This window comes from Prosthecodimorpha hirschii (genome assembly GCF_001305515.1).
Classification (GTDB): Bacteria; Pseudomonadota; Alphaproteobacteria; order Rhizobiales; family Ancalomicrobiaceae; genus Prosthecodimorpha; species Prosthecodimorpha hirschii.
The window spans coordinates 4,142,770-4,155,766 of sequence record NZ_LJYW01000001.1; the positions used below are offsets into that span (position 1 = coordinate 4,142,770).

The 12,997-nt window shown below is 69.7% G+C and carries 10 protein-coding genes; 7 read left to right on the top strand and 3 right to left on the bottom strand.

The window, feature by feature from the left end; genetic code table 11:
* Positions 1 to 26: 26 nt before the first annotated feature.
* A complete protein-coding gene (locus ABB55_RS18205; protein WP_054360069.1) occupies positions 27 to 1,652 on the bottom strand; it encodes a D-alanyl-D-alanine carboxypeptidase family protein in 1,626 nt (541 codons plus the stop codon).
* A 352-nt stretch (positions 1,653 to 2,004) separates the two neighbouring features.
* Between ABB55_RS18205 and ABB55_RS18210 the strand changes: the two genes are divergently transcribed.
* From ABB55_RS18210 to ABB55_RS18220, 3 genes are read left to right on the top strand one after another with little or no spacing between them, the layout of a single operon-like run.
* Positions 2,005 to 2,919 (top strand): urease accessory protein UreD, encoded by a 915-nt coding sequence (locus ABB55_RS18210; protein WP_200912042.1) that lies wholly within the window; start codon positions 2,005 to 2,007, stop codon positions 2,917 to 2,919.
* Between the two features lie 22 nt (positions 2,920 to 2,941).
* Positions 2,942 to 3,244 carry an urease subunit gamma gene (locus ABB55_RS18215; RefSeq protein WP_054360070.1) on the top strand — a complete coding sequence of 101 codons (303 nt, stop codon included), beginning with the start codon at positions 2,942 to 2,944 and terminating at the stop codon, positions 3,242 to 3,244.
* Between the two features lie 10 nt (positions 3,245 to 3,254).
* Positions 3,255 to 3,560 carry an urease subunit beta gene (locus ABB55_RS18220; RefSeq protein ID WP_054360071.1) on the top strand — a complete coding sequence of 102 codons (306 nt, stop codon included), beginning with the start codon at positions 3,255 to 3,257 and terminating at the stop codon, positions 3,558 to 3,560.
* A 50-nt stretch (positions 3,561 to 3,610) separates the two neighbouring features.
* On the opposite strand, the gene ABB55_RS18225 is transcribed toward ABB55_RS18220, so the two are convergent.
* Positions 3,611 to 4,744 carry an RNA ligase gene (locus ABB55_RS18225; RefSeq protein WP_054360072.1) on the bottom strand — a complete coding sequence of 378 codons (1,134 nt, stop codon included), beginning with the start codon at positions 4,742 to 4,744 and terminating at the stop codon, positions 3,611 to 3,613.
* A 158-nt stretch (positions 4,745 to 4,902) separates the two neighbouring features.
* Between ABB55_RS18225 and ureC the strand changes: the two genes are divergently transcribed.
* Both ureC and ABB55_RS18235 read left to right on the top strand, forming a co-directional pair.
* Entirely contained in the window at positions 4,903 to 6,615 is a 1,713-nt protein-coding gene (gene ureC, locus ABB55_RS18230; protein WP_054360073.1) for an urease subunit alpha, read from the top strand.
* Between the two features lie 749 nt (positions 6,616 to 7,364).
* A complete protein-coding gene (locus ABB55_RS18235) occupies positions 7,365 to 9,269 on the top strand; it encodes a vanadium-dependent haloperoxidase (protein ID WP_152982094.1) in 1,905 nt (634 codons plus the stop codon).
* 201 nt (positions 9,270 to 9,470) lie between these two features.
* On the opposite strand, the gene ABB55_RS18240 is transcribed toward ABB55_RS18235, so the two are convergent.
* Entirely contained in the window at positions 9,471 to 10,943 is a 1,473-nt protein-coding gene (locus tag ABB55_RS18240) for an RtcB family protein (RefSeq protein WP_054360075.1), read from the bottom strand.
* Between the two features lie 182 nt (positions 10,944 to 11,125).
* On the opposite strand from ABB55_RS18240, the gene ABB55_RS18245 reads away from it, so the two are divergent.
* Positions 11,126 to 12,211, top strand: coding sequence for an urease accessory protein UreE (locus ABB55_RS18245; protein WP_054360076.1), 1,086 nt, complete (start codon positions 11,126 to 11,128; stop codon positions 12,209 to 12,211).
* Positions 12,141 to 12,995: an urease accessory protein UreF gene (locus tag ABB55_RS18250; protein ID WP_244472071.1), complete on the top strand. Its 855-nt coding sequence runs from the start codon at positions 12,141 to 12,143 to the stop codon at positions 12,993 to 12,995. The genes ABB55_RS18245 and ABB55_RS18250 overlap by 71 nt, the downstream gene beginning before the upstream one ends.
* Positions 12,996 to 12,997: the final 2 nt, after the last annotated feature.

Here is a 12,997-nt window from a genome sequence, read left to right on the forward strand (position 1 = left end):
CGGGGTCGGTCGAGATGCGCCGGACCCTATTTCTTCTTGCGACGCGGGTCGACTGGTTTGGTCTCGGCGGCATGAGCCGTCTTGGCGGCCGGCTTCGCGGCGGCGAGCTTCGGCTTGCGCTCCGGCAGCGGCAGGTCGACGGCGGCGATCGGTTCGGCGCCGCGCCGTGCGGCACCGGGTGCCGTCGCGCCGCCCTGGCCGGCGATCACCATCGGGGTGCCGTTGGCGGGCGGCAGCACGGCGTCGAGACCGGCGCCGGAGGCCGGACCGGTCGCGGGCTTCGGAATGGCGCCCGGCGGGGTGTTGGAGAAGAGATTGAAGGCGCGCGCGGTCGTGCTCTGGCCCTCGGGCGGCGCGGCCTGATCCTGGCCGGAGCCCCCGGGGAAGATCGCGCCCGGCGGCGTCTGGCGCGTCGGCGCGACCAGGGCGGCCACGTTCGAGCCGGCGCCGGCCGGCGGCTTGGCCGTCGCGATGGCATTCGCTCCGGCCGGGGGCGCGGCATCGGCGCCGCCGGTCCAGACCTTCACGGGGGCGCCGATGTCGAAGCGGGCGGTCAGCCAGGAGCCGGCCTGGCCGCTGGCGCCGCGCTTCGGCGTGCCCTGGCCGGCGATGATGATGCGGCCCTGGTCTTCCGGGGTCGGCGGCGGCGCGGCGGCGAGATCGTCGGCGTCCTCGCCGACCTGCCGGCGGTTCTTGCCGCAGACCTCCTCGCGGATGTCGAGCGGCGGCATCGCCGCCTCCGGACCGGCCGTCATGGCGTCGATCTGCTCGCGGCTGGAGAACATCGTCATCAGGCCGCCCGAGCCGTCGAAGGCCTTGGTGAACAGTTCCGCCGCCTTCTCGGCGCGGACCCGTGCGTTGGGCGAGCCGAGCACCACCGCGACCAGCCGCTTGTCGCCGCGCGTCACCGTGGCGACGACGTTGAAGCCGCCCGAGCAGATGAAGCCGGTCTTCATCCCGTCCGTGCCGGGATAGCGGTCCATCAGGTGGTTGTGGTTGCGGATCACCCGCTTGCCGAACTGGATGCCGGGCAGGCTGAAATAGCCGGCATATTCGGGAAACTCGCGGATCAGCGCCCGGGCGAGCAGGCCGAGATCGTGCGCGTTGGTATATTGCGCCGGGTCGGGCAGGCCGTTCGGATTGGCCCAGACGGTCCGGCTCATGCCGAGCCTGCGCGCCTGCGCGTTCATCTCCGCCACGAAGGCGTCCTTGGAGCCGCCGACCGCCTCGCCGAGCGCCCAGGCCACGTCGTTGGCCGACTTGACCATGACCATCTTGAGCGCATTGTCGACCGTCAGCACGGTGCCGGTCGGGAAGCCCATCTTGCTCGGCGGCTGGGTATTGGCCTCCGGCGACATGACCACCGGCGAGGACAGCTTGAGGCGTCCGGCCTTGAGCGCCTGGAAGGTGACGTAGGTGGTCATCAGCTTGGTGACCGAGGCCGGATACCAGGCCTGGAACGCATTGTGGCGGTCCAGCACCTCGCCCGTCCTGGCATCGAAGACCAGATAGGCGTGGGCGGCATCCGAGCGGGCCGGGACGGCGCACAGCGTCAGCAGGATCGAAGCGGCCCCGATGACCCGGCCGGCCGTGGCCGCGGAGAAAAGCGGGAGCCGGCGGCCATGCCGCAGTCTGGTCGGATCGATCGGCATCTTGGCTCCGGAATTCCGACGGGCCTGACCGCGCCGAAGCGGGGCGAAGTCGGACATTGAATAGTCGATTTGCGGCCCGACGGCAAAGCCTCGTCGCGGCTTCGGTCGGGCATGGCGGCTTCGCCGCAAGGGGCGATGAAAGGCGCGGCATCCTGCCCAACACATGAGCATCCATGCGTCTGGGCAACCGGCGACCTGTTGGGCAAGATGCCGAAAAATCCGACCACAATGCGGCATGCCCGCTGGCCCCGGTCTTGCTCCCGGGGCGGACAGCCTGCCGGCAGGCCTTTCCGGGCCTTAGGACATCGCGATCGGGGACAGACGGGGACTCATGCTGGCGACGGACGCGATCTTGGACAGGACGACGGCGGGGCCGGGCGGCGCCGTATCGGGCCGTGCCGCCGGGTCCGCTGCTGGCACCCTCACGGGTGCGGGCGCCGCGGCGCCGGTCGTGCTGGAGCGTGCGCGCGGCCGGGCCGAGATCGCCTTCAAGCTGTCGGCCGGCGCGACCCGGGTCGACAGGCTGTTCCAGGAAGGCCAGGCCAAGATCCGCCTGCCGCGCGGCGAGCCGGGCGATCCGCCGACCGCGGTCGTCATCAACACCGCCGGCGGCGTCACCGGCGGCGACCGGCTCGACATCGCGGCCAGCTGGGGTCCCGGCACCGCCGCGACCGTGACCGGGCAGGCGGCGGAGCGCATCTACCGGTCCTCGGGCGGGGCGGGCACGATTCACAACCGGCTGTCGGTCGGCGCCGGCGCCACGGCCGAATGGCTGCCGCAGGAGACCATCCTGTTCGACCGCAGCCGCCTCGCGCGCCGCCTGGAGGTCGATCTCGCCGCCGATGCACGCTGCCTGATCGTCGAGAGCGTGTTCTTCGGGCGCGGCGCCATGGGCGAGCGGGTCACCGACGGCGCCCTCAGCGACCACTGGCGCCTGCGCCGCGACGGCCGGCTGGTTCTGGCCGAGAGCTTCCGGGCCGGAGGCGACACGACGGCGCTGTTCGCCGGGCGCGCCACGGGGGCCGGCGCGATCGCCTTCGCGACCCTGCTCTATGCCGCCCCGGACGCCGACCGGCATCTCGACAGGCTGCGCGGGCTCGTCGATGATGACGCCCGGGAACCAACGGTGGAGGCCGGCACGAGCGCCTTCGACGGCTTCCTGGTGGCGCGCTTGCTGTCGCCGTCGCCGCAGGCGCTGCGGCGCGACCTCGTCCGCATCCTCGAAGCCTTCCGCGGCCGGCCGATGCCGCGGCCCTGGTCCTGCTGATCAACGCGAAGAGAGACCCCGCATGAACCTGACGCCCCGCGAAAAGGACAAGCTCTTCATCGCCATGGCGGCGATCGTCGCGCGCAAGCGGCTGGAGCGCGGCGTGAAGCTGAACCATCCGGAAGCGATCGCGCTGATCTCCGACTTCGTCATGGAGGGCGCCCGCGACGGGCGCACCGTCGCCGAGCTGATGGAGGCCGGCGCCCATGTCGTCACCCGCGACCAGGTCATGCCCGGCATCGCCGAGATGATCCACGACGTCCAGGTCGAGGCGACCTTCCCGGACGGCGTCAAGCTCGTCACCGTCCACGAACCGATCCGCTGAGGAGACCGGCATGATCCCCGGAGAAGTCATCCCCGCCGCCGGCGAGATCGAGCTCAATGCCGGCCTGCCGACCGTCACGCTCGAGGTCGCCAATACCGGCGACCGCCCGGTCCAGGTCGGCTCGCACTATCATTTCTTCGAGACCAACCCGGGTCTCCAATTCGACCGCGACAAGGCCCGCGGCATGCGGCTCGACATCCCGGCCGGCACCGCCGTGCGCTTCGAGCCCGGCCAGACCCGCAGCGTCACGCTGGTGCCCTATGGCGGCAAGCGCGAGGTCTATGGCTTCCGCCAGGCGGTGATGGGGACCCTTTGAGCCGGCTCCGCAGGCGGTGACGGCAGTCCCGGGGACGGTCGCGGGCGCCGTCAGGCCTCCAGATCCGGCAGGGACAGGCCTTGGAGAGACCAGTGCATTCCGAACAGATCGCGCACGGCACTGACCCTCGGCTCGGACTGGCTCGCGGCGGCGAGCAGGTCCAGGAGCAGGGTGCGGCCGTCCTTGCCGTCCAGAACCGAGAAGGCGAGGCCGCGCAGCCGCGGGTCGAACGTCGCCACGGCCCGGGCGGCGAATTCCTTGCGCGGCAGATCCCGATGGGCCGCCACGAAACCCTCGATTTCGGCCGCCCGGGCGGCGACGCCGCGTCCGATCTGGTCGCGATAGTCGAGAACGCGATCGGCCACGGCCTCCGGCAGCAGCGGCACGATGTCGTCGACGCTGCCGGCACAGATCCAGCCGAGCACGTTCTTCTCGAACGCGACGAGGCTGAGCGCCTTGTGGCGCAGCACATAGGCCTCGGTCTTCAGTTTCAGGCGATGGCCGTCCTCGAAGGCCAGCACGTAGCCCTCGATGCCGGTCGCTGCACGCACGCGCGCCACGAAGGCGGCGGCGTCGTCGACCGTGCCATGGTCCTCGACCAGGGCGACGCCGAAGCGCCCGGCGAGGCGCTCGATCTCGCCATGCGGCAGATAGAGGCCCGAGACCATCTCGCGGGCGGCCAGCAGGGTCCATTGCGGCCGGTCATAGGCGAGAACGATGCGGTTCTCCGGCGCGGTGAATTCGAAGATCGGCGTGATGCCGGCCTCGACCAGATGCCGGCTGATGTCGAATTCCGGCGCTCCCGCATGCCGCAGCGCGCGGGCCGACTGCTCGGTCTCGCCCATGCGGGTCATGAAGCGCAGGGCGCCGTCGAGCAGAACCGGATGGATCATCGATCCGTCGAGCTTCGCATGGATGCGGTGCGGCGCCGACCAGTCGACCGCCTCGACAGGCTGGCGTTCGCCGAGATTGAAGAACTTGTGGAACGGACGGCCGATCAGGCGCCCGTCGCGGTCGAATTTCAGGCCGCGGCATTCGAGCGAGATCGCGTCCGTGAACGTGTCCGAGACCGTATGCACATAGTCGACCACCGTGTGGTCGCCGCGACGCGCGACGACGAAGCCCCGCTCGTAGGACACGTGCGGCGCCACGTCGGACAGCGTTTCGATGCGAGGGAAATCCACGGCGATGGCCTTCGATCTGCAATCTGGAGATGTACGATAATCCGCGATGGGGCGGTTCGCCAGCACGGGCGGGCCGCACAGCGCTGAAATTCGACCGCAGGCACCGATCCCCCTTCGCGGCGCGACCCGGACGCGCCGTCGGTTAGACGAGGAACTCCATGTCCTTCAAGATCTCCCGTTCCGCCTATGCCGACATGTTCGGCCCGACCGTGGGCGACAAGGTGCGGCTCGCCGATACCGACCTGATCATCGAGGTCGAGCGCGACCTGACGACCTATGGCGAGGAGGTCAAGTTCGGCGGCGGCAAGGTGATCCGCGACGGCATGGGCCAGGCGCAGACGACGCGCGCCGACGGTGCCGTCGACACCGTCATCACCAACGTGCTGATCGTCGACCACTGGGGCATCGTGAAGGCCGATGTCGGCCTGAAGGACGGCAAGATCGCCGCCATCGGCAAGGCCGGCAATCCGGACGTGCAGCCGGGCGTCGACATCATCGTCGGCCCGGGCACCGAGGCGATCGCCGGCGAGGGCAAGATCCTGACCGCCGGCGCGCTCGATACCCACATCCATTTCATCTGCCCGCAGCAGATCGACGAGGCGCTGATGTCCGGCGTCACCACGATGCTCGGCGGCGGCACCGGACCGGCGACCGGCACGGCGGCGACCACCTGCACGCCCGGCCCCTGGCATCTGAAGCGCATGCTGCAGGCCGCCGAGGCCTTCCCGATGAACCTCGCCTTCGCCGGCAAGGGCAATGCCTCGCTGCCGGCCGCGCTGGCCGAGCAGGTCCTGGCGGGTGCCTGCGCGCTGAAGCTGCACGAGGACTGGGGCACCACGCCGGCGGCGATCGACAACTGTCTTTCGGTCGCGGACGAATACGACGTGCAGGTGATGATCCACACCGACACGCTGAACGAATCCGGCTTCGTCGAGGATACCGTCGCGGCCTTCAAGGGCCGCACCATCCACGCCTACCACACCGAGGGCGCCGGCGGCGGCCATGCGCCGGACATCATCAAGGTCGCGGGGCTGCCCAACGTCATCCCGTCCTCGACCAACCCGACCCGGCCCTATACGCGCAACACCCTCGACGAGCATCTCGACATGCTCATGGTCTGCCACCATCTCGATCCGTCGATCCCCGAGGACGTGGCCTTCGCGGAGAGCCGCATCCGGCGCGAGACGATCGCGGCGGAGGACATCCTGCACGACATGGGCGCCTTCTCGATCATCTCGTCGGACAGCCAGGCGATGGGTCGCGTCGGCGAGGTGCTGATCCGCACCTTCCAGACCGCCCACAAGATGCGCGTGCAGCGCGGGCGCCTCCGCGAGGAGACCGGCGACAACGACAATTTCCGCGTCAAGCGCTACATGGCCAAGGTGACCATCAACCCGGCCATCGCGCATGGCCTCTCGAACTATGTCGGCTCGATCGAGGTCGGCAAGTTCGCCGATCTGGTGCTGTGGTCGCCGGCCTTCTTCGGCGTCAAGCCGGACCTGATCCTCAAGCTCGGCACCATCGCGGCCGCCCCGATGGGCGATCCGAACGCCTCGATCCCGACCCCGCAGCCGGTCAATTACCGGCCGATGTTCGGCGCCTTCGGCAAGGCGCTGACGGCCTCGGCCATCACCTTCGTCTCCAAGGCCGCCTACGAGGCCGGCATCGCCGAAAAGCTCGGCCTCGACAAGGTGGTGCTGCCGGTCGAAAACACCCGCGGCGGCATCGGCAAGGCGTCGATGGTCCACAACCACGCCACCCCGGACATCGAGGTCGACCCCGAAACCTACGAGGTCCGCGCCGACGGCGAATTGCTGACCTGCGAACCGGCAACGGTCCTGCCGATGGCGCAGCGCTACTTTTTGTTCTGAGGCGGGCGGTCGCGATCCGGCATCGGCGCCCGGAAGGGACAGGGTCGCGACCTCGCCATCCGGGACAGGGTTCGGGATCTCGATACGGGGTTCTGGGCGCGTTTCGGTTCTGCCGCCCGGGATGCGCGAGCGGACGGACGGCGTCCGCACCGGTGGCGGCATCGGTACGGCCAAAACGCGTCGCTGCGCCGGCGCCTCGGGCTTCGATAGCCGTGGCCGGGGATGGCGCCGATGCCGGGTTGCCGCATGCGATGACGACCGGGACGGGAAATGACTCTCGATATGCGACCTGACGTCACATAATGCAACCCATGGAAACATTCCCTCTTGTTAATACGAGAGATCTCATAGTATTATTCCCGATGTCGGGCAAGAAATTGCGGTGCGCTGATGAAGCGCGTCGATAATCCTGTGTTTCAACTGTCAAAAATCCGCTGATTTCGGATGATCGATACTACCAGGGCGGGATAGGGTGGAATTTGTCTGAACGAGATGGTCAGACAATGAGCTCTATTGTGGATCTGGCATGCCTCGATCATCCGATGCCGGCACAATGATGATGATCGGCGGGGTTTGCCGGCAGTTTTGAGCCAGGCAGCAGTCTCGTCGAAAGAAAAAATCTTCTGATCTGAAAGAGAAGACGTACGGGCGCTCCACCGACGGCACGGCGGTCTGCCGAAGGCGATGCCGCGCGCTCGACGACGCCTGATCGAGGGGAAAGCCCGCCTGCTCGAAGGTCCGAACGGACGTTGCTCCGGCGGCGGCGGATCGTCCGCGCCCGGGATCGACGCCGCCTTGCTGCATTTCGCCTTCGCAAAGGCGGAGCCGCGGCCCTGGACGATACGCCTGCGGTGGCCGACGGGCCGGCATGGGTCCGGCCATCGCCCAGCAACACCATGCTCGCGGAGGACACCATGTGCCCATCGAACGGTGATACCGACAGGGAATGGGAAGTGGCGCCGGGCGTGAAAGCGGTCGGCATCGGCAGCTTCCACAAATCCTTGAAGCACAATGCGTTCGGCGAGGTCGAGCGTTCCGATTTCGAGAAGCTCGTGAAGGCCACCCGCGGCCTCGGCGGCGAGTTCAAGAGGGTCCCGAAGGGACCGGGACGGAATGGGGCGGATGCTGCGGCGCTGACCAATCCGCAGGGCGGTCTGGCCGCGGACCGGCTGACGCAGCATCCGGCCGCCTATGCGATGCTGCCGGCGCCGAAGGTCGATTCCGTCGGCACGGCAGCGGAAATGACCGAGCTCTACTGGATGGCGCTGTTGCGCGATTGCGACTTCGCGCATTGGAACGAGGGCCAACTGGTCGCGGACGCGGCTACGGAACTCGATGGCATCTTCGCGCAGGCCGTCGCCGATACGCAGGATGCCGGCCATCTGCGGCCCGGCATCGACCTGCCCGGCAGCGCGTCGGTGCGGGCACCGGTAACGCCGCAAAATCTGTTTCGTCTCGGCCTGCCCGGCGAGGAAGTCGGGCCTCTGGTCAGCCAGTTCTTCCTGCGCAACGTCGCATTCGGCACCCAGACGATCGACCAGATGCAACGGCCGTACAAATTCGGTGCGAACTATCTCACCGAATTTGCCGACTGGAAGGCGGCGCAGGACAGCGGGCAGGATGAATTCGGCAAGGCCTACCCCGACGCCAACGAGTACGATGAGTCGTTCTACGAGGCCGGCGGCCTGAAACGGTATATCAGCACGCCGCGCGATCTCGCGCGGTTCGTCAACAAGGATGCGCTGCATCAGGCCTATTTCAACGCCGCGCTGATCCTTCTGTCGGGGACGGCCAAGTGGACGCCGGGCAATCCCTACAGCGACTGCGGTCCGCTCAAGGATCGCGAAGCCGGCTTCGGCGTTCTCGGCGGCCCGCACATCCTGGCGCTGGTCTCCGAAGTGGCGACCCGGGCGCTGAAGGTGGTCTGGAACCAGAAATGGCAGGTCCATCTGCGGCTTCGCCCCGAGGCCTATGGCGGCCTGGTCCATGTGCAGACCATCGGCGCGGACGATGCGGGCACGCGCGCCTACGGGTTGCCGGCATGGGTTGCGGGGACCACGGCCGCGGCGGCGGTCAGGGACAAGTACGGCACCCTGCTGCTGCCGATGGGCTATTCGCCCGGAAGCCCGACCCATCCGGCCTATGGCGCCGGCCATGCCACCGTCGCCGGGGCCTGCATCACCGTCCTCAAGGCCTATTTCCAGACCTTCAAGCGCGACGACCCGATGTCGCCCCTACCGTTCATGTCCCTCAAGGAGCGCTCCGAGCCTTACGGTGAGAAGAAGGACACGATCTCCTGCTATCGGCCCGCGACGGATGAGAACGGCGTCGGAACCCTGCTCGCGCTCGACAAGGACGTTGCGATGCAACTGACCATCGAAGGCGAACTCAACAAGCTGGCGCAGAATGTCGCGATGGGACGCTCAATGGGCGGCGTCCACTGGCGCTCCGACAATGCGCGCAGCCTGATCCTCGGCGAAGCGATCGCCGCGGAAATGCTCGCCGACATCACGCGGGATGCCAACGAGCACCCGGAATTCACCTTCCGCACCTTCGCCCGCAAGGACGACGGCGAGCCCAAGCACGTCGTGATCAAGGGCGGCCGGATCTACGTCGACGGCATTCTGACCAACACGCATATGAGCGCGTTGTAAGGCCTTCGATCGACGATCGGCGCGCGCCCGGAACCCGGCGCGCGCTGCCGCCCCGTCCGCGGCACCGCCGTCCCGGCCGAATGCCCCTTCGAGATCGGGCATGTGCTCGATCTCGGCCCCCTGACGGACTTGATCTGCAGCAGGATCGGCCCCGGATGCCGGATCCGGGACCGACGCTGCATGGGCGCGCGCGACGGGCCGTCACCCCTTCACGGTCAGGAGGGGCGCGAGCCGGGCGACCCGGGCGGCGATGCCGGCGTCCGCGACGGTATCGACCACCGGGCCGATATCCTTGTAGACGCGCGGGGCCTCCTCGGAGAGGGTGCGGGCGGCTTCCGCGGCCACGTCGCGGCGGCTGCGTTCCAGGTCGATCTTGCCGACCACCCGGATCGGGCGCGGGTCCTCCGGCGCGGCGCGTCCGGCGTTGCGCGACAGCACCCGTCCGGCACCGTGCGGCGCGCTCTCCAGGCTTTCCGCCGAACCGAGCCCGCGCAGGAGCCAGCTGGCGGTGCCCATCGAGCCCGGCACGATGACCGGATGACCGTCGGGGAAGACCGGATCGGCGGCGTCGTAGAGCGCCGGGCAGGCGCCCTTGCGGTGCAGGGCGCGGTGGCCCTGGCCCCAGACCAGATTGTGCGGCAGGTCGTGGACCAGATGCCAGCCGATCGCCCGGCCGACGAGCCGGGACAGGGTCTCGGCCACCATCAGCGACATGGCCAGCCGGTTGACGATGGCGAAATTGGCCGCCGCCGCCATGTCGGCCAGATAGTCGCCGCCGGGGCCGCCGCCCTCTGCGGTGAGCGCCAGCGGCAGGATGCCGTTGGCGGGCCGCCTTTCGCCCGCCGGCCAGAGCGCCAGGGCGCGGTCGAGATGGGCGAGCGCGACCGCCTTGCCGAGGCCGAGCGAACCGGAATGGACCATGACGGCCGCCCGACCCGGCCGGACACCCCAGTCCCAGGCCGCGCGGCGGTCGACGATCGTCTCGACCCGCTGGATCTCGACGAAGTGGTTGCCGCCGCCGACCGTCCCGAGGAAGCCGTCGCGGGTCACGCCGTCTCGCCCGCCGGGCCGCAGCCATTCGGACAGCACATCTCCGACCCGGGCGCCGGCGATCCGCCCGCCGCCGTGGCAGCGGGCGGCCGCACGGGCGAGGCCGGCCGCACCGAGCCGGTCGAACAGGCCGGTCTCGCGGGCCGATGCGGAAAGGCCGGCGAGACCTTCGACGAGCACGGCTTCGCGGGTCGCCGCATCCAGGCGAATGTTGCGGCCGCCCTCGAAGAAGGCATGGCGCAGGGCGGCTTCGAGAGGGCGGCCGAGCGCGGCGATCTCGTCGGCCTCGATGTCGAGGACGGCGAGGCTCATGCCGCAGCCGATATCGCTGCCGGCCGCGCGCGGGATGACGAAGCCGCGCGTCTCCGCCACGGTCCCGACCGGCATGGCGGCACCGCGGTGGAAATCCGGCGTCAGCACGATCCGGCCGAGGCCGGACCCGGGGTCGAGAGTGCCGGCCTCGACGAGCCGCGCCGCCGTGGCGGTGGTCTCGGCAAAGCCGGCAATGTCGTCGAGCGAGGCGCGGTCGATCTCGACGCGCGCATCGGCAAAGAGCGTGGCGACGACGCCGTGGCCGCAATCGACGAGCGACCGCACGGCATCGAGTCTTTCGATGACAGGCATGGAACGGGTCCTTGATCCGGGGAGCGGGGTCAGCAGCCGCGGCGGAAGCAAGGCATGCCGATGTCGTTACCCGGCCCTGCCTGAACGACGCCTGAACGGGCTTGCCCTCGTGGCCGATCCGGCGGAATGTCCCGCTTCGATCCGTCGGCCGCGCGCCGACTGCCAGCATCGGGAACCCTTCCATGATCCGCGCCAATGCCACCGTTGCCGCCGGGACCTATCCGGCGTCGTCCGTCGCCGACAGCGTCGAGCTCGACTACGAGGACCGCAGCCGGCGCCGGCTGACCATGACCGGCCGGAGCGGCACGCTGTTCCATGTCGATCTCGCCGAAACGCCGTCGCTGGTCGAGGGCGACGGCTTCCTGCTCGAGGACGGCCGGGTGGTGGCGGTCGTCGCCAAGCCGGAACGGCTGGCCGAGGTGGCCGCCGAGGACGCCCACCTGCTCGCCCGGATCGCCTGGCATCTCGGCAACCGGCATACCCCGGCGGAGATCCGGCCCGGCGCGATCCGCATCCGCGACGACTATGTGCTGGTCGAGATGCTGAAGAAGCTCGGCGCCGGGGCGGTCCGCTTCGTCACCGAGGCCTTCGCGCCGGAGGGCGGTGCCTATGGCCACGGCCATACCCTGGCGCACGACCATGCGCCGCGCCCGGTCGCGGCATCGGCCGCCGCCACGGCCACCGCCACCGCCGCGGCTGCGACGATTGCGCCGGTGGACGATGCCGAGATGGCCGCCGCGCTGGAACGCCGCCGCCAGCGCCAGGCCGCCCGGGCCGCGCGCGAGGCCGAGCATGTCCACGGCCCGGACTGCGGCCACGACCACCATCACGACCATGGGCATCACGACCATGGCCACCACGCCCACGGTCACGATCACGATCATGGGCACGACCAAGGGCATGGGCACCATCACGAGCACGGCCCGGGCTGCGGCTGCGGCTGCGGGCATGATCATGCCCATGATCACGCCCACGCCCACGCGGATGCGCACGGCCATGCGCATCAGAACCATGATCATGGGCCGGCGCATGCCCATGATCACGACCACGGGCACGAGCACGCTCATGGGCACGAGCACGCTCATGGGCACGACCATGCCCACGGGCACGAGCATGCCCACGGGCACGACCATGAGCACGGGCACGAGCATGCCCACGGGCACGACCATGAGCACGGCCCCGGCTGCGGCTGCGGGCATGCCCACGACCATCACCACGACCACGATCACGCCCATGCCGGCGAACGGCACGGCCATCGGCATGGCTGACGGCGGCATTCGGGCCGCGTCGTCGGAGGATGCGCCGGTCGGAGGCGCCGTCGATGTGGCGGCGACGGCTCCGGACGGGACGTCGCGTGCCGCGTCGGCCGGCCTGCTCGATCTGATGGTCTGGCTGTCGCCGGCCTTTCCGGTCGGCGGCTTCACCTATTCGCACGGGCTGGAATGGGCGATCGAGGACGGCAGCGTCGCAACCGCGGCGGATCTCGAGGCCTGGCTCGCCGACGTGCTGCGCCACGGTGCCGGCCGCAACGACGCCATCCTGTTTGCCGCCGCCTGGCGGGCCGCCGCCGGCAGTGATGTCGCCACCCTGGCGGAGATCGTCGAGCTCGCCGCGGCCCTGCAGCCGACCCGTGAGCGCCGGCTGGAGGCGAGCCAGCAGGGTGCGGCCTTCGTCAAGGCGGTCACCGATGCCTGGCCGCACGACGCCATGGCGGCCCTGGTCGCCACGCTGCAGGCGCGCTTCGGCACGGTGCCGTGGACCTACGCGGTCGCCGTCGCGACGGCGTCGGCCGCGCATGGCATCGCGCTTTCCGACGCGCTGCCGGCGACCCTGCAGGCCTTCGCCGCCAATGTCATTTCGGCCGGCGTGCGCGCCATCCCGCTCGGCCAGACCGACGGCCTGCGCATCCTGCGCCGCCTCGGCCCGGTCATCGCAGAGGTGGCGGTGGAAGGCCTCGCGGCCGGCCTGGACGATCTCGGCGGGGCGGCGGTCCGGGCCGACATCGCCAGCATGAAACACGAAACCCAGTATACGAGGCTGTTCCGCTCATGACC

Bases quoted from the DNA above. Each gene is read 5' to 3' on its own strand.
- ABB55_RS18240 (WP_054360075.1), bottom strand. From the start codon at position 10,943: ATGCCTGTCATCGAAAGACTCGATGCCGTGCGGTCGCTCGTCGATTGC.
- ABB55_RS18245 (WP_054360076.1), top strand. From the start codon at position 11,126: ATGATCCGCGCCAATGCCACCGTTGCCGCCGGGACCTATCCGGCGTCG.
- ABB55_RS18205 (WP_054360069.1), bottom strand. From the start codon at position 1,652: ATGCCGATCGATCCGACCAGACTGCGGCATGGCCGCCGGCTCCCGCTT.
- ABB55_RS18250 (WP_244472071.1), top strand. From the start codon at position 12,141: ATGCCCACGACCATCACCACGACCACGATCACGCCCATGCCGGCGAAC.
- ureC (WP_054360073.1), top strand. From the start codon at position 4,903: ATGTCCTTCAAGATCTCCCGTTCCGCCTATGCCGACATGTTCGGCCCG.
- ABB55_RS18215 (WP_054360070.1), top strand. From the start codon at position 2,942: ATGAACCTGACGCCCCGCGAAAAGGACAAGCTCTTCATCGCCATGGCG.
- ABB55_RS18220 (WP_054360071.1), top strand. From the start codon at position 3,255: ATGATCCCCGGAGAAGTCATCCCCGCCGCCGGCGAGATCGAGCTCAAT.